This window comes from Janthinobacterium sp. SUN118, assembly GCF_030397695.1.
Lineage (GTDB): Bacteria > Pseudomonadota > Gammaproteobacteria > Burkholderiales > Burkholderiaceae_D > Janthinobacterium.
This window is the reverse complement of the sequence record NZ_JAPUBV010000001.1, coordinates 1067967-1087081: the sequence shown is the minus strand read 5'-3', so window position 1 is coordinate 1087081 and position 19115 is coordinate 1067967. Positions and strand designations below refer to the sequence as shown.

At 64.0% G+C, this 19115-nt stretch carries 22 protein-coding genes; 16 read left to right on the top strand and 6 right to left on the bottom strand.

The window, feature by feature from the left end; all coding sequences use genetic code 11:
* The first annotated feature begins 239 nt into the window (after positions 1–239).
* From O0880_RS04995 to O0880_RS04920, 16 genes are all read left to right on the top strand, one after another.
* The gene (locus O0880_RS04995; RefSeq protein WP_289885373.1) at positions 240–386 is read left to right on the top strand and encodes a hypothetical protein; all 147 of its coding nucleotides are present in this window, start codon (positions 240–242) and stop codon (positions 384–386) included.
* Between the two features lie 77 nt (positions 387–463).
* The gene (locus tag O0880_RS04990) at positions 464–637 is read left to right on the top strand and encodes a Flp family type IVb pilin (protein ID WP_287778058.1); all 174 of its coding nucleotides are present in this window, start codon (positions 464–466) and stop codon (positions 635–637) included.
* 113 nt (positions 638–750) lie between these two features.
* Positions 751–924 carry a Flp family type IVb pilin gene (locus tag O0880_RS04985; RefSeq protein WP_289885371.1) on the top strand — a complete coding sequence of 58 codons (174 nt, stop codon included), beginning with the start codon at positions 751–753 and terminating at the stop codon, positions 922–924.
* On the top strand, positions 921–2000 hold the full coding sequence (locus O0880_RS04980) for a phosphatase PAP2 family protein (protein WP_289885369.1): 1080 nt from the start codon (positions 921–923) through the stop codon (positions 1998–2000). The genes O0880_RS04985 and O0880_RS04980 overlap by 4 nt, the downstream gene beginning before the upstream one ends.
* Positions 1997–2584 (top strand): A24 family peptidase, encoded by a 588-nt coding sequence (locus tag O0880_RS04975; protein WP_289885367.1) that lies wholly within the window; start codon positions 1997–1999, stop codon positions 2582–2584. Before O0880_RS04980 ends, O0880_RS04975 begins: the two co-directional genes overlap by 4 nt.
* A gap of 30 nt (positions 2585–2614) precedes the next feature.
* Positions 2615–3235, top strand: a complete 621-nt coding sequence (locus O0880_RS04970; RefSeq protein ID WP_287778065.1) for an isoprenylcysteine carboxylmethyltransferase family protein — start codon at positions 2615–2617, stop codon at positions 3233–3235.
* Positions 3236–3265: 30 nt separating this feature from the next.
* Positions 3266–4612, top strand: a complete 1347-nt coding sequence (locus O0880_RS04965; protein WP_289885362.1) for an ATP-binding protein — start codon at positions 3266–3268, stop codon at positions 4610–4612.
* On the top strand, positions 4609–5442 hold the full coding sequence (gene cpaB, locus O0880_RS04960) for a Flp pilus assembly protein CpaB (protein ID WP_289885360.1): 834 nt from the start codon (positions 4609–4611) through the stop codon (positions 5440–5442). The genes O0880_RS04965 and cpaB overlap by 4 nt, the downstream gene beginning before the upstream one ends.
* A 46-nt stretch (positions 5443–5488) precedes the next feature.
* Positions 5489–7291, top strand: coding sequence for a type II and III secretion system protein family protein (locus O0880_RS04955; protein WP_289885358.1), 1803 nt, complete (start codon positions 5489–5491; stop codon positions 7289–7291).
* A 10-nt stretch (positions 7292–7301) separates the two neighbouring features.
* Positions 7302–7592, top strand: coding sequence for a pilus assembly protein (locus O0880_RS04950; RefSeq protein WP_287778071.1), 291 nt, complete (start codon positions 7302–7304; stop codon positions 7590–7592).
* 38 nt (positions 7593–7630) lie between these two features.
* Complete coding sequence (locus O0880_RS04945; protein ID WP_289885356.1) at positions 7631–8821, top strand: AAA family ATPase; 1191 nt, start codon at positions 7631–7633, stop codon at positions 8819–8821.
* Entirely contained in the window at positions 8818–10203 is a 1386-nt protein-coding gene (locus tag O0880_RS04940; protein ID WP_287778075.1) for a CpaF family protein, read from the top strand. Before O0880_RS04945 ends, O0880_RS04940 begins: the two co-directional genes overlap by 4 nt.
* 11 nt (positions 10204–10214) lie before the next feature.
* The gene (locus tag O0880_RS04935; protein WP_289885355.1) at positions 10215–11192 is read left to right on the top strand and encodes a type II secretion system F family protein; all 978 of its coding nucleotides are present in this window, start codon (positions 10215–10217) and stop codon (positions 11190–11192) included.
* 20 nt (positions 11193–11212) lie between these two features.
* The gene (locus tag O0880_RS04930) at positions 11213–12145 is read left to right on the top strand and encodes a type II secretion system F family protein (RefSeq protein ID WP_287778077.1); all 933 of its coding nucleotides are present in this window, start codon (positions 11213–11215) and stop codon (positions 12143–12145) included.
* Positions 12146–12264: 119 nt separating this feature from the next.
* Positions 12265–12747 carry a transposase gene (locus O0880_RS04925; protein ID WP_289885354.1) on the top strand — a complete coding sequence of 161 codons (483 nt, stop codon included), beginning with the start codon at positions 12265–12267 and terminating at the stop codon, positions 12745–12747.
* Positions 12748–12774: 27 nt separating this feature from the next.
* Complete coding sequence (locus O0880_RS04920) at positions 12775–13110, top strand: hypothetical protein (protein WP_289885353.1); 336 nt, start codon at positions 12775–12777, stop codon at positions 13108–13110.
* A gap of 96 nt (positions 13111–13206) precedes the next feature.
* Here the strand turns inward: O0880_RS04920 and O0880_RS04915 are convergent, their stop codons facing one another.
* The 6 genes from O0880_RS04915 to edd all read right to left on the bottom strand — a co-directional run bounded on the left by O0880_RS04915 (position 13207) and on the right by edd (position 19032).
* Positions 13207–14589, bottom strand: a complete 1383-nt coding sequence (locus tag O0880_RS04915; protein ID WP_289885350.1) for a vWA domain-containing protein — start codon at positions 14587–14589, stop codon at positions 13207–13209.
* A gap of 50 nt (positions 14590–14639) precedes the next feature.
* On the bottom strand, positions 14640–15227 hold the full coding sequence (locus tag O0880_RS04910; protein ID WP_287778082.1) for a TadE/TadG family type IV pilus assembly protein: 588 nt from the start codon (positions 15225–15227) through the stop codon (positions 14640–14642).
* Positions 15227–15718, bottom strand: a complete 492-nt coding sequence (locus O0880_RS04905; protein ID WP_287778083.1) for a TadE family protein — start codon at positions 15716–15718, stop codon at positions 15227–15229. The genes O0880_RS04910 and O0880_RS04905 overlap by 1 nt, the downstream gene beginning before the upstream one ends.
* 191 nt (positions 15719–15909) lie before the next feature.
* Entirely contained in the window at positions 15910–16422 is a 513-nt protein-coding gene (locus O0880_RS04900) for a Rhs element Vgr protein (protein WP_287778085.1), read from the bottom strand.
* Positions 16423–16485: 63 nt separating this feature from the next.
* The gene (gene eda, locus O0880_RS04895; RefSeq protein ID WP_289885343.1) at positions 16486–17115 is read right to left on the bottom strand and encodes a bifunctional 4-hydroxy-2-oxoglutarate aldolase/2-dehydro-3-deoxy-phosphogluconate aldolase; all 630 of its coding nucleotides are present in this window, start codon (positions 17113–17115) and stop codon (positions 16486–16488) included.
* A gap of 3 nt (positions 17116–17118) precedes the next feature.
* Positions 17119–19032, bottom strand: coding sequence for a phosphogluconate dehydratase (gene edd, locus O0880_RS04890; RefSeq protein WP_071322429.1), 1914 nt, complete (start codon positions 19030–19032; stop codon positions 17119–17121).
* Positions 19033–19115: the final 83 nt, after the last annotated feature.

The following is a 19115-nucleotide window of genomic DNA, read 5'->3' as shown; positions in this document are numbered from 1 at the left end:
CATCTTCGTACGCGCCCGCCGCCGCGCGGCCGCATCTCTCCCCTTTCATCCGCTGCCAGCGGCCGGGCGCGCCATGCGCCAGGCAAACTCGGGCATGACAATTGTCACGAAAAAATCGAGCAAATCCTCCTGCCATAAACGGGAGATTCTTCTGATGTAGATCAATACGTCCACTTCTATAGTGAACGTACCAGTGTCCATTCCGCCACCAGTCGCAGTCCATCGAGACGGAGTACAGCATGCGTTTTGACAAGTACCTCCCCTCGCGCCTGGCCACGTATCTGCAAGGCAAGCAAAAAGCGGCGTTTTACCGCTATGCGCTGACGGCGGCGCTGGTGGTGGTGGTCTGCATCATCGGACTGCTGGCATTGGGGCAAAGTCCATGATGCCGCCGTTCACGGCAACCATGCTGTTCAACCTTTGTCGTTCCCTGCAGTTCTCTCTTACTCTAGGAGTCATCATCATGAACTTCATCAAAAATTTCATCCGCGAAGAGGATGGCGTGACCGCGATTGAGTATGGCCTGATCGCCGCCTTGATCGCCGTCGTCATCATCGCCTCCGTCACCATCGTTGGCACGCAACTGAAAACCACGTTCACGAAGATCGGCACGGCCCTGACCACTGCCAATGCCTAAGCGCAGCACTCCGGGCAAGGCAGCCGCCTTGTCCGGAGTACCGCAGGCGGCATGGCCAGCACGCCGCCTTGAGCGCCCACCCGCACTGCCATCCAACGACTGCGAGGCCCATCGTGAATTCTCTGCTGTCCTGCCTGTATGAGGAAACTGCCGTCACCGCACTCGAATATGCGCTGCTGGCCGGACTGCTGGCCGTGGTCATCGTCGTGGCCGTCACCCTGGCCGGCGACAGCCTGGCTCTGCTTTTCACCACCATCAAGGACCAGGTCGTCCTGGCGCTGTCATGAACATCCCCGCCAGCCTGCGCACCTCGCTGCACAGCCACCGCGCGCTGCTGCTGCTGGTACTGGCCTATACGGCCGTGGTCCTGTGGCTCACGGGCAGCAGGCCGACACGCCACGACATCGCCCCCCTGCTGGCCAGCTTCGCCCTGGCCGCCCTGACGGGACCCGTCTTCCTGCTGTGCGCCTGGACAGGATACGTGATGTGCATGCTGCGCCCCGCGCGCCTGTGCCATTTCCTGGGCCAGGAACTGCGCCGCCACCTGCACCGCGAGCGCCTGATGCATGCGCTGCCTGCGCTGCTGCTCGTGCCGCTGTTCGCCCTCAGCTTTACCACCTTCAAGGCCGCCATTCCCCGGCTGCACCCGTTTGACTGGGACGCCCGCCTGTCGGCCATCGACATCGCCCTGCATGGCGGCACGGCCCCTTGGGCGTGGCTGCAGCCTCTGCTGGGCCATCCCCTGCTGACGGGCCTGCTGAACGTGGCTTACCATTTCTGGTTCCTGCTGTTTTATGCGCTGCTGTACTGGCTGATCCTCGATACCCGGCGCCCCCTGCTGCGCATGCAGTTCCTGCTCAGCTTTACCATCGCGTGGATCGTCCTGGGCAGCGTGGCAGCGCTGCTGTTCTCCTCCGCCGGTCCCTGCTATTACGGCCACTTCCATGCCAGCGATCCGTATGCGCCACTGATGGCCTACCTGCATGACAGCAATCACAGCATTCCCGTCTGGGCCCTGAAGGTGCAGGACATGCTGTGGCAGGGCTACCAGAGCGGCGGCACAGTTGGCGAACTGGGTATTTCCGCCATGCCCAGCATGCACGTGGCCACCTCTGTCCTGATGGCCCTGGTCGCCTGGCCCATCCGCCGCGCCGCCGGCATCGCCCTGGCCGCCTTTACCGTGCTGATCATGCTCGGCTCCGTCCATCTGGGCTGGCACTATGCGCTGGACGGCTATGTGGGGGCGGCAGGGGCCGTACTGATCTGGCAAGCGGTGGGCCTGGCCCTGCGCCGGCGCGGCGCGCCAGCCAGCCTGCCGCTGGGCATCGCCCCCTGCCTCAACAAGGAAGGGGTGACGCCATGAACGCCCATCCTGCCATGCTGCTGTGCCTGGCCATCCTGGCCGGCCTGCTGGCCGCCGCGCTGTGGCACGACCTGCGCAGCCGCCGCATCCCCAACCGCCTGGTGCTGTGCGGCACGCTGGCAGGGCTGCTGCTCAACACTGCCGTGCCTGCTGGCAGCGGCCTGTTCGATCCCGCATTCGGCGGCCTGGGCCTGCTGCCGGCACTGGCCGGCGCCGGCGCCGGACTGGCCCTGCTGCTACCCATGTATCTGCTACGCGCGCTGGGCGCCGGCGACGTCAAGCTGATGGCCATGTGCGGCGCCTTCCTGGGGCCACTCGGCGTGCTCGAAGCCGTGCTACTGACCTGCCTGGCCGGCGGCGTGCTGGCGCTGGCCGCCGCGCTGGCAGGGCGGCGCCTGCGCCGGGTCCTGAAAAATACCTGCGACATGCTGCTGGGCGCCCTGCTGCACAGCCTTGCCGGCGGCGTTGCCAGCATCGCCGAACCGCCGGCGGCCAGCGGCAGGCTGGCATACGCCTTCGCCATCGCCAGCGGTACGGGACTGCAACTCTTCCTCCATTACACGCAACTGTGGAGCTTGCGCTGAACGGCGCGCCACCCAACCGGGACTACGACCATGGAAAACATCGCCACTCTGTTCAGTTCACGCCGCGCCAGCCACGCCTGCAGCATCTTCATGGCCTGCCTGTGGAGCGTGTTTGCCTGGGTCCATGTGCTGGCCTATCAGCACAGCGGCGACTGGAGCTACTTGCTGTTCTGTGGCGCCGAAACCATCTCTGCCCTGCTGTTCATCGTGCGCACCGCGCCCATCAGCGTCTCGACCGATGCGGGCGACTGGCTGCTGGCCGTCGGCGCCACCTTCACGCCATTCCTTTTCTCGCCATCCGAGATGACCATCTGGCCCGCTGCGCGCTACCTGCTGGCCTTCGGCTGCTGCCTGCAGATCGCCGGCCTGCTGTCGCTGAACCGCAGCTTCGGCCTGGTGGTGGCGCAGCGCAGCATCAAGACGCAGGGCATGTACCGCTTCGTGCGCCATCCCGTGTACTCCAGCTATGTGGTGTCGTCGACCGCATATCTGCTCAGCAATGCATCGCCTGGCAACACGGCCGTGTATGCGGTCGCCATGCTGCTGCTGGTGCTGCGCCTGCTGCGCGAAGAGCGCTTCCTGTCCACCGACGTGCGCTACCGCGTGTACATGCGGCAAGTGAAATACCGGCTTCTGCCATTCATCTTCTGACTTCGCCATCCGGCAAAAGGAGCGATCATCATGCCCGATACCTACCCAGAAGCGCCTGCCGACGGCAGCATCATGCCGGCCATGCAGCGCGCACCGCGCAACGTGGCTGAAACAGGCCTGCCGTTCCTGTTCCTGGTGGAACTGCTGGTCAAGGTCATGTTCCTGCGCGGCCAGATCGGCCTGCCGGCCCTGTCGTCCCATGTGAAACTGGGCGCCGGCGTGCTCGAACCGCTGCTGACCTTCATGCGCGCCGAAAAACTGTGCGAAGTACAGCGCAACGGCTATAGCGGCACGGACGCCGACCAGCACTATCACCTGGTCGACCAGGGGCGCCTGCGCGCCGCAGACTATTTGCGGCGCAACGCCTACAGCGGTCCGGCGCCCGTCACCCTGGCCCACTACAGCGCGCAGGTCCTGGCGCAAAGCGTGGCGCACATGCACGTCACGCGGGAAAGCATGATGCAGCAGTTCCACGACGTGGTGGCCTGCACCTCGGTGCTCGACCAGTTGGGCGCGGCCATGAATTCGGGCCGCGCCCTGTTCCTGCACGGACCCGCCGGCAGCGGCAAGACCTATCTGGCCGAGCGCCTGCATGGCTTGCTCAGCGGCACCATCGCCCTGCCGCACGCCGTGATGGTCGATGGCGAAGTGCTGCCCTTCCTCGATCCCATGCTGCACACGCTGGCCGCCGACGTGGCGCCGCCGGCCGACCCCCGCTGGGTGCGCGCATCCCGTCCCACGGTACTGACGGGCGGCGAACTGACGCTCGACATGCTCGACCTGCAATTCGATCCCGGTGCCCGTCTGTACCAGGCGCCGCCGCACCTGAAGGCGAACAACGGCATCTTCATCATCGATGACCTGGGCCGCCAGCGCTGCTCGCCCGTGGAACTGATGAACCGCTGGATCGTGCCGATGGCGCGCCGCGTCGATTACCTGTCGCTGCATACGGGCTACAAGTTTCCCGTACCGTTCGACGTCATCGTGGTCTTCTCCTCGAACCTGGCGCCGCAGCAGCTGGCCGACGACTCCTTCCTGCGCCGCATCGGCTACAAGATCCATGTCGGCGAATTGAGCGGCTACCACTACGAAGCCGTGTTCCGCCACGTCTGCGAACAATTCGGCATGACCTTCAACCATGCCGCCTACCACTACCTGCTGCAGCTGCACGGCCAGTACGCGCGGCCCCTGCTGGCCTGTTACCCACGCGACATCCTGGCCCAGCTGTGCGACGTGGCCCGCTATGAAGGCCGCCCGCCCCGGCTCGAGGCCGACGCGCTGCACTGGGCCTGGAACAATTATTTCGGCGCCGCCGACGGCTCCGCCGGCATACAGAACGGACCGGCTGCGGTCCTGCATAAAGGAGTATCAAAATGAGAAACGCACGCGCTCTGACGATGATGGCCTTTGCGGTCATCCTGGCGTTCGTGGCGGTCATCGTGGCCGCGCGCTGGATCAATGCCCAGGCTTCGGGCAATACCAACAAGGTCGCTGTCGCCCTGGTCGACATCAGCCTGGGCGCGCGCATCGCGCCGGAAATGGTGCGCATGGTCGACTGGCCCAGCAGCGCGCTGCCGCCGGGCGCCATCAACGATCCGAAACTGCTCGATGCGCGCGTCACGCGCACCAGCATCCAGCACGGCGAACCGATCATGGAAAGCAAGCTGGCGCCCCCCGGCACCCAGGGCGGCCTGTCGGCCGTGGTGGGCGAAGGCAAGCGCGCCATGACGGTCCGGGTCAATGACGTGGTCGGCGTGGCTGGCTTCGCCCTGCCCGGCAACTACGTCGACATCCTCGTCAATACGCAGGATGACGCGGCCAAGACGGGCACGGGACGCGATCCCAGCATTTCAAAAATCGTGCTGGAACGCATACTCGTGCTGGCCATCGCGCAGGAATCGAACCGCGACGACACCAAGCCCAAAGTGGTCAATGCCGTGACCCTGGAACTGACGCCCGACCAGACGGAAAAACTCGACCTGGCGCGCAGCGTGGGCACCTTGTCGCTGGTGCTGCGCAACCAGATAGAAGACAAGCCCGTCAACACGGACGGCGCCACCAAGACCAGCTTGCTTGACGCCAAGGTCGCCGCCCAGGTGGCCGCCCCCGCTCCCCGGCCAGTCGTGCGCCGCCGCGTGGCGCAAGGGCCAATCGGGCCGCAAGTCGATGTCATCAAGGGGCTGGAACGCAGCTCCCAACAATTCTGAAACGCCACGCTGATCGCCACCCGATCCGCACCACGAGGAGCATGCCATGAGCACCATGAGCAAACTGAGCACAGCAAACGGAGGCCGCATCCTGCGCATGGCCCTCGCCATCGCCGCCATCGGCGTCCTGACCCCGGCCGCCCATGGCGAAGCGGGCGCACCCGCCACATCACCGGGCCTGTCGGCCACGCCACCGGGCGCCGCGCCAGCGCCCGCGGCCACATCAGCCGCCGCCGCCCCGCCGCCCAAGGCCGTGCGCCGTGCGCCGCGCATGAAACCGGTGGCCCAGCAAGCCATGCTGGACCAGGTGGGCGGACGCGCCGAGCTGTCGCGCAACATGGCCCTGGCCGAAGGCAAGTCCACCCTGATGCACCTGCCGTTTCCCGTCGCCCGCGTCTCGGTGGGCGATCCGCGCATCGCCGACGTGATCCTGCTCAATACCACCGATGTCTACCTGCTGGGAAAATCCGTGGGCACGACCAACTTGATCGTGTGGAACCGCAACAATGAAGCAAGCATCATCGACCTGTCCGTCAGCATCGACGCCAGTTTGCTGCAGGCACGCCTGAGCGAGCTGCTGCCAAATGAAAAAGACCTGCGCGTGACGGTGGCCGGCGATACCCTGATCCTGTCGGGCGTCGTCAGCGACACCGTCAAGGCCGACCAGGCCATGTCGCTGGCGAACGCGTATGCACAGCGCGGTTCGCGGCCCGCCGCCGGCGCTGCCACTGCCGGTGCGGCGCCCGTGGCCGCAGCCGGCGCAGCACCCGATCCTTCAGGCGGCCCATCGGCTTCGCCACGCGTGATCAACCTGATGGCGATCGCCGCGCCACAGCAGGTAATGCTGGAAGTGAAAGTGGCGGAAGTGTCGAAAACCCTGGTCGACCAACTGGGCGCCAACCTGGGACTGAGCAAGACCATCGGCGGCTGGACCTATTCGCTGCTGTCGAACTTGCTCAGTAACAATCCCAGCGGCTTCGGCGCCAACAACAGCCGTAACGGCAACTTCCTGGGCCTCGATGCGCAGAAGCGCGATGGCTTGATCAAGGTGCTGGCCGAACCGAACATCATGGCCATCAGCGGCCAGGAAGCCAGCTTCCTGGCCGGCGGCAAGATCTTCATCCCCGTCAGCCAGACCAACAATGGTGGCACGCCCACCATCACGCTAGAAGAAAAAGAGTTTGGCGTGGCCGTGAAGTTCACCCCCACCGTGCTCGAAGGTGGCCGCATCAACCTGAAAGTGTCGCCGGAAGTGTCGGACCTGAACAAGGAAGGCATCGGCATCACGGCCACCGGCATTTCAACCACCGCCATCCTGCCTTCGTTTACCACGCGGCGCGCCACCACCACGGTGCAGCTGTTCGACGGCCAGAGCTTCGCCATCGGCGGCTTGATCAAAAACAATGTGACCAGCAATATCAAGGCCTTGCCGGGCCTCGGGGAAGTGCCCGTGCTGGGCGCCCTGTTCCGCAGCACGGACTTCCAGACGGACCGCTCGGAACTGGTCTTCATCATCACGCCGCACCTGGTCAAGCCGCTGCCGCCCGACTACAAATTGCCTACCGATCCGTATGTGCAGCCCACGCGCGGCGACATGTTCATGCAAGGCAAGATGGAAGGCACGGCGCCAGCGCCACAGCCAGCGCCAGCACCGATGCCGATGCCGATGCCGGCACCAGCGTCCGCTCCGCCGCCGGCAGCCCTGGCGGCCCCCGTACCGCCTGCCCTGCCGGCAGCCATGCCCGTCGCCACGCCGACGGCGGGCAACAGCGACGTGCCGCAATATCGCGCCGTGCCGAAAGCCGATGCGGGCATGCCGTCGGCCAGCGTCATCGATGATCTCAAATAGGAGCATCCCCATGAAAACCTTCGCAACCACCCTGCCCCGCCGCCTGCTGTGCGCAGCGGCGATCGGCGCGCTGGCCGGCTGTGCCGCCACCACCACCCCCGTGCTCGACAGCCATTTCGGCGAGTCGGTGACCTTGCTCAAGCAACAGCAAATCCTGTATCCGGACGCGGTCTACAACCGCAATCCCGTGCTGGGCCTCGATGGCAAGACGGCCGTCAGCGGCTACAAGCTATACCAGAAATCCTACAGCGCGCCCGATCCGATTCCCGACGTGCTGACGATCGGTGTCAGCAAACGCTGAAGCGCGCCCCATCCACCCAGCCACTGCCGGAGCTTGCCGTGAAAATCTTCACTATTTCCAGTAACGAAAAACAACTGGCCGCGATGACGGCACTGTTGCGCGAGCGCCACGCGGGCGACGATATCGACAGTGCCGTCGGCAGCCTGGAACGGCTGGCCGGCACGGCCGAAATGGCTGCGCCGGACGTGCTGCTGCTGGCGCAGTCCGTCATCGACGATGCCGACCTGGTGCGCATCGAACGCCTGGCCAGCCGCCAGCCCGCCATGGCCATCATCCTGCAATGCCAGCACCAGGGCAGCGACTTCCTGCTGCAAGCCATGCGCGCGGGGGTACGCGAAGTGCTGCCGCAAGCCGACACCGGCGCCGCGCTGAATGCGGCGCTGCAGCGCATCGAGGACAAGAGCGCGCGCCATGTGCGGCGCGATGGCAAGATCGTCGCCTTCGTCTCGTGCAAGGGCGGCAGCGGCGCCACCTTCCTCGCCGCCAACCTGGCCTATGCGCTGGCAAAGGACAACCAGCGCGTTGCGCTGTTCGACCTGAACCTGCAATTTGGCGATGCTGCGCTGTTTGTCTCGGACCAGAAGCCGGCCGCCACGCTGTCGCACGTGGCGCAGCAGATCCATCGCCTCGACCCCTCCTTCCTCGCCGCCAGCATGGTGCAGGTGACGCCAAACTTCAGTATCCTGGCCGCCCCCGAAGACCCGGGCCACGCGAGCGACATCAAGCCCGAGCACATCGACCAGCTGCTGCACCTGGCGCGCCACGAATATGACTTCATCGTGCTCGACACGGGCCGCGGCCTCGATGCCATCAGCGTGCGTGCGCTCGACCACGCCGACATGATCTGTCCCGTGGTGCAGGCAACCCTGCCCTACATCCGCGATGGCAAGCGGCTGCTGCAGGTGTTCCAGTCGCTGGAATACCCGGCCAGCAAGATCCACCTGATCCTGAACCGCCATGCGGGCGCCGATGAAATCCGCGGGCGCGACCTGGAAGCGGCCTATGGCCACCACATCTTCCACGCCATGCCGAATCATTATGCGGTGGCGGCTGCCTCGGTCAACCAGGGCGTGCCCGTGCTGAAGCTGGCGCCCGGCAGCCCGCTGGCCAAATCACTGCAGGAGTGCGCGCGCAAGCTGGGCGGCACGCGCGCAGCCAGCACGCCTGGCCTGTTTTCACGCCTGTTCCAGCGTAGCCGGCCCATCCATCTTCGAGGGGAAACAGCATGAGCATCGACATCAATGGCGCCGGCCCCAGCCTGCGCGAACGCCTCGGCAGCGCCCCGGGCGCGAACGGCAATACGGCCTTCGGCGCAGTGCGCGGCGGCAGCGTCGACAATCCCGCCTACCAGGAACTCAAGCAGCACGTGCACCAGTCCCTGCTCGACCGCATCGACCTGGAAGGCATGCAGCGCCTGTCCCAGGAACAAATACGCGACGACCTGAAGGTCCTGGTGGGGCGCCTGCTGGAAGAAGACAGCGTCGTCATCAACGACCTGGAACGGCGCACCCTGGTGCGCGACATCCAGGACGAAGTACTGGGCTTCGGTCCACTCGAACCGCTGCTGAACGATCCGACGGTGTCGGACATTCTCGTCAACACGCACCGCCAGGTGTATGTCGAACGCCATGGCCAGCTCGAGCTGAGCGACATCCGCTTCACCGACGATGCGCACCTGATGAAGATCATCGACAAGATCGTCTCGCGCGTGGGGCGGCGCATCGATGAATCGAGCCCCATGGTCGATGCGCGCCTGCCGGACGGCTCGCGCGTCAACGCCATCATCCCGCCGCTGGCCATCGACGGGCCCGTGATGTCGATCCGGCGCTTTTCGGCCCAGCCGCTGCGGCTGTCCGACCTGGTCGAACATCACAGCCTGACGGCAGAAATGGCACAAATCCTGCAGGGCCTGGGCAAGGCCAAGATCAACATCCTGATCTCGGGCGGCACCGGTAGCGGCAAGACCACCATGCTCAACGCGATATCGGGCTTCATCAGCGGTACCGAGCGCATCGTCACCATCGAGGACGCGGCCGAACTGCAGATGCAGCAGCCGCACGTGGTGCGCCTGGAAACGCGGCCCGCGAACATCGAAGGCAAGGGCGAAGTGACGCAGCGCGCGCTGGTGCGCAATGCCCTGCGGATGCGGCCCGACCGCATCATCCTGGGCGAGGTGCGTGGTGCCGAGGCGCTCGACATGCTGCAGGCGATGAACACGGGCCATGAGGGCTCGATGGCCACCATCCATGCCAACACGCCGCGCGATGCCCTGACACGGCTGGAAAACATGATCAGCATGGCCGCTTCGATGTTGCCGGGCAAGGCCATGCGCCAGCAGATCAGCGCAGCCATCGGCGTAGTGGTGCAGGTAGCGCGCCTGACGGACGGCAAGCGCAAGGTGGTGGCGATCCAGGAAATCACGGGCATGGAAGGCGAAATGATCACCATGCAGGAAATCTTCACCTTCCGCCAGACGGGCGTGGCCCAGGACGGTGCCGTCAGCGGCCACTTCCAGGCCAGCGGCGTGCGCCCACGCTTCCTCGACCGCCTGCGCGCCTTCGGCGTCGTCGTCCCGGAAAGCCTGTTCGATCCCAACCGCCAATACCATTGAGGAGCCACGCCATGGACTACAGTTATTATGTCTTCGGGGCCCTGATCTTCATCGCCGTGGTGCTGCTCGTCACGGGCCTGTACCAGAGCTGGAACAATGTGCGCGGGCCGGAATCGGAACGCGTGGCGCGGCGCCTGCGCGTGATGTCGGCCGGGGCCCACGCGGGCGAGCAGAACACGTCGATGATCAAGCAGCGCCTGCTGAGCGAAACGCCAGCGCTGCAGAAACTGCTGCTGGAGGTGCCGCGCGTGCATGCGCTCGACCGGCTGCTGGAACAATCGGGGCTGACGTGGAGCGTGGCGCAGTGGGCCATGCTGGTGCTGCTGGCCTTTCTCGTCGGCCTGGTCGGCGCCAGCCTGATCGACCTGCCCTGGCTGCTGCGTCTGCTGGTAGCGACTGCCTGCGCGCTGCTGCCCCTGTACTACATCGAACGCGCCAAGGCGCGCCGCCTGCAGCGCATCGGCCAGCAATTGCCGGACGCGCTGGAACTCATGAGCCGTGCCCTGCGCGCCGGCCATGCCTTTCCCACGGCCCTGAAAATGGTCGGCGAGGAAATGAACGCGCCGCTAGCCGACGAATTTCGCATCGCTTTCGACGAAGTCAACTTCGGCATCGCCATGCCGGATGCGCTGATGAACCTGGCTACGCGCGTGCCCAGCACGGACGTGCGCTATTTCGTCATCGCCGTGCTGATCCAGCGCGAAACGGGTGGCAACCTGTCGGAATTGCTCGACAGCATCAGTCACATCATCCGCGAGCGCATCAAGCTGCTGGGGCAAGTGCGCGTGCTGTCGGCCGAGGCGCGCCTGTCGGCGTGGATCCTGGCGCTGCTGCCGTTTGGCGCTGCGGCCATGATACAGCTGACCAATCCCACCTTCCTGGAGTTGCTGTACCGAGATCCCGGCGGACAAAAGATGCTGGGCGGCGCCCTGTTGCTGATGCTGCTCGGCGTCATCGTCATGCGCAGGGTCATCCATATCCGGGTGTGATTTTTTGAGGGGAACACATCATGACTACCATGCAAATGGGCTTTCTCGGTTTGCTGTTCGTCGCCGTCTTCGTTGGCGCCATGTTCGTGCTGCTGCTGGCCGTGCCCGACCCGCTGCGCCACCGCCTCGACAGCGTGGGCGCGGCCGGGACGGGTGGCGCCAGCCACTGGCTGACACACTTCGTCAAGCTGAGCGGACCGCTGGCGCGCCTGTCCCTGCCCGAAGAAGGCTGGGAAACGTCGAAGATACGCCTGCGCTTCATGAACGCGGGCCTGCGCCACCCCTCCGCGCCGTTGCTGTATTTTGGCGCCAAGACGGCCCTCGCCGTGGGCTTGCCCATGCTGCTATTCCTGGGCCTGAGCATCGCTGGCGTGCATTACAGCGGCACGGCATTACTGCTGTGGCTGCTGCTGGCCGCCGGTTTCGGCTACTACCTGCCGAACGGCTGGCTGAACCGCCGCATCCGCCTGCGCCAGCGCGACATCTTTGAAAGTTTTCCCGATGCGCTGGACCTGATGACGGTCTGCGTGGAAGCAGGCCTGGCCATGGATGCGGCGCTGGCGCGGGTCGCCTCCGAAATCACGCTGAAAAGCGCCGTGCTGGCAGAGGAACTGCACCTGCTGACGCTGGAACTGCGCGCCGGCAATTCGAAGGAACGGGCCTTGCGCAACCTGGCCCTGCGCACGGGCGTGGAAGATGTCGATGCCCTGGTTGCCATGCTGATTCAGGCCGAACGCTTCGGCACCAGCATCGCCGCCTCCCTGCGCGTGCAATCGGACCAATTGCGCACCAAGCGGCGCCAGCTGGCCGAAGAGCAGGCCGCGAAAATTGCCTTGAAACTGCTGTTTCCCCTGATCTTCTTTATCTTCCCTTCGCTGCTGGTGGTCCTCATGGGACCCGCTTTCCTGCAAATCTACCGCGTGCTGTTGCCGGGCATGGCTGGAGGAAATTAAAGAAAGGTGGGGTCAGGTCTGCCATTCAGACACGGCCTCAGCTCTATAAAAAATGCGGCTGTGCACGACGTCTGAGCGAACGCAGCACTCTCATGTGCGGATCGATTATCGTTGTCGGCATGACGAGACCTCTCCGACTTGAATTTGCGGGCGCGCTCTATCATGTGACTGCGCGGGGCGATCGCCGTCATGCAATTTATCGAGACGATACCGACCAGATCGCCTGGCTGCAGGTACTTGGCCAAGTCTGTGAGCGACACCATTTTGTCGTGCATGGTTTTTGCCAAATGACCAATCACTATCATTTGCTGCTTGAGACGGCCGAGGCGAATTTATCGCAAGGTATGCGCCAGCTAAACGGCTTGTACAGCCAGCATTTCAATCGGCGACACCGTCTTGTCGGGCACCTCTTCCAGGGACGATACAAGGCGATTTTGGTGCAGAAAGAGAACTATCTGCTGACGCTGATCCGCTATATCGTCCTCAATCCCCTGCGCGCGCGTATGGTGTCCTCGCTGGATGCCTGGCACTGGAGCAGCCATCATTACTACATCGGCGACACAGCGCCTCCTTGCTGGCTAGAAACGGACTGGCTCCTGTAGCAGTTCGGCACCAAGCGCAATGACGCCGTGGCCGCATATTATCGCTTCATACTCGCCGGCATAGGAGCGGCAAGCCTTCTTTCCCATATCCGCCATCAAGTTCTGCTGGGCAATGAAGCGTTCGTTGCAAAGCAGCAGCAGTCACAGCGTTCCGGCGAGTTCAGGGAGGCGGCAATGATCCAGCGAAAAGCGGTGGCCCTGCCCCTGGCGGCATACTGCAGCACATATGCCAATCGAGATGAGGCAATGGCACGCGCCTATCTGTCAACCGCCTATACCATGTCGCAAATAGCCGCCGCTTTTGGCGTATCGACGAGAACAGTCATCCGGGTACTGTCTGCGTCTGAGCACAGCAGCAACTAAGGATGAGTTCGTGTGAGAATGGCAGACCTGCCCCTCTACACATGCATAAAAAAGGGCCGGAGGGGATAACCGGCCCTGGCCATCTATTTTGCGTATCTACATGCTGATGCGCAAAATGGCCGAAGCAAGTTTCTCGAAACAAGGCTTCAACTCGTCCGAGTTTGCTGCGTGACAATAGATGCCCACTGGCTGGCCTGCGCCCGCCTTCACACAACGCGACAGGGCGTCCGGCGTGTTGGCCATGCACTTGAGGATGTCTTCGCCCTTGTCGCTGGGAGCGGGGCCGTTGGCATTCGTCAGCTCATTACCCAGGCCCAGGGTAAACACGTACATGCCTTCGCTGCGGGCCTTGGTAGCCATCGCTTCGAGCAGGTTGCGCGAGGCGCGGTTGACGTTGATCCAGGTAGCCGAATTGCTGCTGGTATCGTTGGTGACGGAACGGGGCGTGGCGGTAATCAGGGAAAACTCCTGCAAGGCAGGCAAGTTCGTCGGATTGTGCGCGTTATACCATTGGGGCAAGGCGGCCGCATCGAGATTCTTGACGATATTCGTGCCTTGGTTGCACTTGCCGGACGCCGTCGTGCCCTGCTTGTCGATCAGCCACAGGCCGGCTGGTGTGCCGGTGTTGGTACCGTCGCCCGTGACCAGCGAACCGGGCGTGCTGCAGTCCGCCGGCGTCTTGAACTTGAAGACGGAGGAAATGGTATTGGGCGAACCATCGGAAAAGAAGACGATCACGCGCAGGCTGGAACGGTTAGCCAGGGCGATGCTGTTGAGCTGGTTACGCCCATTCCACATGCCCTCGGCCGAATTCGTCAAGCCATCGAACGAGTACTTGCCGATGATCTTGTTCATGCCGGTCTGGTCGAAACCGCGCGCCACCGTGTTGATGGGCGTATCGACTTCTGCGCCATACGAGAAATGAATCAGGGCCATGCGGTCCAGCGCGGGATTGAACTTGTTGAGAAACAGCTGGGCGCTGCTGATCACAGTGGAGCCGACGGGAGCCAGCGAGCCCGACGTATCCATCACGAACGCCAGGTCCAGGTCTTTGCGGATGGTTTGCGCCGAAGCACTGACCGTCAGCAGATTGAAGCCCAGCACGCGCATCAGGGTCACGGGCACGGCGGCCGTAGCGGCCGCATCAATGGTCACTTTGCCTGCGTCAAAGGTCACGGTGGGATCGTTGAAAGTGGGCGTGGCTCCCAGATAGCCAGTGGGAAAATTCACGGCAAAGAACTTCTGCGCGGCCGCCTGGGCGCTGGCCCGCTGCGCCGCTTCGCCCACGCCTTGCGTGACGGCGCGCGCGGCGGCGATGCTGGCCGCATCGACGGCCGCATTGAGCTTGGAGCGGATGATGAAACCCAGGCCGGAATCGATGGCCAGGCCTACCGCGCCGATCAGCACCACCATCGACAGGCCGATGACGATCAGGACCTGCCCCTTTTGCTTTGCAGTTTGCCTGCGTATGCTTTTCATGATGTTCTCCCGGCGCCTGCACGTGCGCCTGCACAATAATGACAGCGTGTCTAAAAAATGGTCTTGGCGTACAGATTGCCGCTCAGCTGGGGCGTTTGCGCGCCAAAGCCCAGGCTCATGCCAGCGAACAGGATGTTGGCGCGATACAGCCCCTCGACGACATAAATGACTTCGCCGTTGGCCAACTGGTTGCTCATGGCATCGTTGATGGGCGAACCCGCGCTGGGGATGCTGGTGCATTTGCCCGTGCCGTCGCTGGCCCAGCTGCTACAGCTCCACACCTTGCTGGCCTGCTGCGGCCCCTGGGTCCAGCGGTAATGTTCAAGAATGACGTTCTGCTTGCCTGGGCCGTTGCCCATGATCTTGCTGATGTATATGCTGCCATTGCTGGCCATGTCCAGCGGCGGTGTCGTCATCGCCAGCGCCGTCATGATGGTTTGCGGGTCTTGCGACGAGCGCGAGGCCAGGTTGGCGCCTTCGCGGCTCAGGTTGGTAAGGATCATGTCGCCTTGCACGATGCGCGCCAGGTCGAAGACAGGCACAGCCATCATCAGCAGGAAGGGCAGCACCAGGGCGAACTCCACGGCGGCTACGCCATGCTGGCGCCGCACGCGCCGGGAAAGTGTAGGAGGTAGCATCAGAAGGCCTCGTTACGCATGGTGGCAGCGACGCTGAACGAGTACTGGCCGGGCGCGCTGGTGGACGTTTTAGGATTGAGCAGGGCCATCAGGCGCCATGCGGGCGTGATGACGGGCCAGGTACAATTCACCTGCAAGACGACGATATCGCCGGCGGCGCCAAACATATTGTTGTTGTACGAGGAAGGCGCTTGCGATACGCCATTGACCACTACCACGGGGCTGACCATGGCATACAGGCCCAGCGAACTGTCTTTGACCTTTTGTAGCACAGCCTCATAGCGCTGCTTGTTGGCGCTGGCGGGATCGAGGTTGTTTTGCCCCGTGATGGAGTAGCGGGCCCCTTCGCGCACCGCGTACTGCATCGTCAGGTTAACCCAGAACATGACTCCCAGTTCCATGATCATGGCGATGAGGAAAAAAAGAATAGGGGCGATCAAGGCGAACTCCACCAGTGCCGCACCGCGCGATGGTTTTTTCAGGCGCAACATTCCCCTACAGCTGTTTCTAGTCTGCATGATTTACTCGCTTGGACAGGTTGCTCTCGGTCTTGTGCCGACGTTGCAATAAAACCAAATAAATTGTTCTTTGTATAATTTAATTTAGGTAATGCAAAGCCGAAAGTCAAGGCTTGAATATGCAGAAATTTATGCGCGTAAGAAAATTCGCGGAGGAAAGGAAATTAGCGCGGCAGCAAGGCGCGGTCACTGGGATCGAGCAGGAAACCCTGCAGGATATCCTGCAACTGGGGCAGCTTTGCCACGTAGGCGGGGATGCCCAGCTGGCGCGCGCCGAAATAGTGGGCGATGATGTCGCCCTGCTGTTCCATGTTGAAGTCGGACAGGATGCCGCCGGCCTGCGCATCGTAGCGGTAGGCGCGCTGCCGGAGGTAGCCGCCGCAAAGCGCCAGCAGCACGCCATGCAGCAGCACGCCGTAGCCGAGCTGGTACTGCCACACGTGCACCATTTCGTGGATGAAGAACAGCTTGCCGCCGTTGCCCTCGCGCGAAAAATCGTCGCGGTACTGGGCCGGCATGAAGTGCAGGCTGCCGCGCGGCGTCATCGCCGTGTTCTGGTCTTGCAGGCCAAACGGTAAAAAGGAGCCGCGCACGACGCGCACGCGCGCGTAGTCGATGGCGTCGCGAAAGACGCTGCGGGCCATGGCGGTTTCGCCGATGGTCAGGGGGCGGCGCAAGACGCGCATGAGAAGAGAAAAAGAAAGCGCGGCAGGCATGCAAGCCTGCCGCGCCGGTACCGATTAGACCGAGCGCAGGCCGCTGGCTGCCTTGGCGATTTCCGTGATGCGGTCCCAGTTGCCGGCCGCGATCGCGTCTTTCGGCGTCAGCCACGAACCGCCCACGCAGGCGACGTTCTTCAAGGCCAGGAACTGCGACGCCGTCTCTTGCGAGATGCCGCCCGTCGGGCAGAACGTCACGTCCGGCAGCGGGCCGTAGATGGCGTTGAGCATGCCGATGCCGCCGGCCGGCACGGCCGGGAACAGCTTCAGTTGCTGGAAGCCGTTTTCACGCGCCGCCATCACTTCACCCGGCGTCATCACGCCCGGCAGCAATGGCAGGCCGCTGCTTTTCGCCGCCGCCACCAGGGCCGACGTCAGGCCTGGCGAGACGCCGAAGACGGCGCCCGCATCGCGCGCCTGGACGAATTCCTCGGGACGGGTCAGCGTACCCACGCCGACGATGGCGCCCGGCACGGCCGACATGGCGCGGATCGCTTCCAGGCCGTGTTTCGTGCGCAGGGTCACTTCCAGCACGCGGATGCCGCCCGCCACCAGCGCGCGCGCCAGCGGTACGGCGTGGTCAGGGTCGTCGATCGCGATCACGGGGATCACGCTCGAGGTGCGCATAATTTCCAGTAGTGTCATGGTCATCTCTTATTTCCTAGCCAAAAAGTCTTCATCGGAACCCGGTACGGTATCGCCGACATTGTCGGCGTCGTGCAAGGCGACGGTGGTGGGAATCGGCGACGGCAGGCCGAAGGTGGTGGCACCTTCTTCCGCCGCGCTGACGGTGGAACGGAACATGGAAAACAGCTCGCGGCCCATGCCGATGTGGTTCGGCGACAGGTCGGCCTGCACCAGCGAACGGGCGTGCCAGACGTCGGCCGGCACCAGCGCTTCGAGTACGCCGGTGAACGCATCGAGGCGGATGATGTCGCCGTCGCGCACCAGGCCCAGCGGGCCGCCGGCGAGGATTTCAGGCGACACGTGGATGGCGGCCGGCACCTTGCCCGACGCGCCCGACATGCGGCCATCGGTGACCAGCGCCACGTGGCGGCCCGCATCCTGCAGGTTGGCCAGCGCCGGGGTCAGCGCATGCAGTTCCGGCATGCCGTTGGCGCGCGGGCCCTGGAAGCGCAGCACGGCGACGAAATCGCGGTCCAGCGATCCCGCCTTGTAGGCGGCCATGAAATCTTCCTGCGAGTTGAACACCAGCGCCGGCGCTTCCACCGTGCGGTGCTGCGGCTTGACGGCCGAGACCTTCATCACGGCGCGGCCCAGGTTGCCCGCGACCAGGACCATGCCGCCGTCCGGCGCGAACGGGTTCGATGCCGGGCGCAGCACGTTGTCGTCGGCGCTGGTGGCCGGCGCATCTTTCCAGAAGACCTTGCCGTCTTCGCCGAGGAATGGCTCCATGCAGTGCGCGCGCAGGCCCTTGCCCAGAATCGTCGTGACGTCTTCGTGCAGCAGGCCCGCGTCCAGCAGTTCGCGGATCAGATAACCGGTGCCGCCGGCCGCGTGGAAATGGTTCACGTCGGCGTCGCCGTTCGGGTAGATGCGCGTGAGCATCGGCACGATGGCCGACAGTTCGTTGAAATCGTTCCAGTCGATGACGATGCCGGCCGCCTTGGCGATGGCCACCAGGTGCAGCGTGTGGTTGGTCGAACCGCCCGTGGCCAGCAAGCCGACGACGGCGTTGACGATACATTTCTCGTCAACAATATGGCCGACTGGCAAGTAGTTGGCGCTTTGCGCCGTGATGCCGGCGGCGCGCTGGGCGGCGGCCGTCGTCAGCGCATCGCGCAGCGGCGTGTTCGGCGTGATGAAGGCGGCGCCCGGCAAGTGCAGGCCCATCACTTCCATCAGCATCTGGTTGCTGTTGGCAGTACCGTAGAAGGTACAGGTGCCGGCGCCATGGTAGGCTTTCGATTCGCCTTCGAGCAAGTCTTCGCGCGTGGCCTTGCCTTGCGCGTACAGCTGGCGCACCTTGGCTTTTTCCTGGTTCGACAGGCCCGACGTCATCGGACCGGCCGGCACGAAGACGGCCGGCAAGTGGCCGAAGTGCAGCGCGCCGATCAACAGGCCCGGCACGATCTTGTCGCACACGCCCAGGTACAGGGCCGAGTCGAACATATTGTGCGACAGCGCCACGGCCGTCGACATGGCGATGGTGTCGCGCGAGAACAGCGACAGTTCCATGCCCGGCTGGCCTTGCGTCACGCCATCGCACATGGCGGGCACGCCGCCGGCGAACTGGGCGACGGCACCCACTTCGCGCACGGCTTGCTTGATGATCTGCGGAAAGCCTTCGAACGGCTGGTGCGCCGACAGCATGTCGTTGTACGAGGACACGATGGCCACGGAGGGCTTCTTGTATTCCTTCAGCGACAGCTTGTCATTGGCGGGAAACGCGGCAAAGCCGTGCGCCAGGTTGGTGCACGACAGGGCACCGCGCTGCACGCCCTGGATGCGGGCCGCATCCAGATGCGCCAGGTAGGCGCCGCGCGATGGCCGGCTGCGCGCGATGATGCGCGCTGTTACGGATTCGACTACTGGATGCAGCGCCATATGGATTTCCTTAAAAATGAGTATTTCGTGAAATTTTACTACAAAATGCTGGCGCAGAAGCACCGTTGCAGGGGCGGGCGACA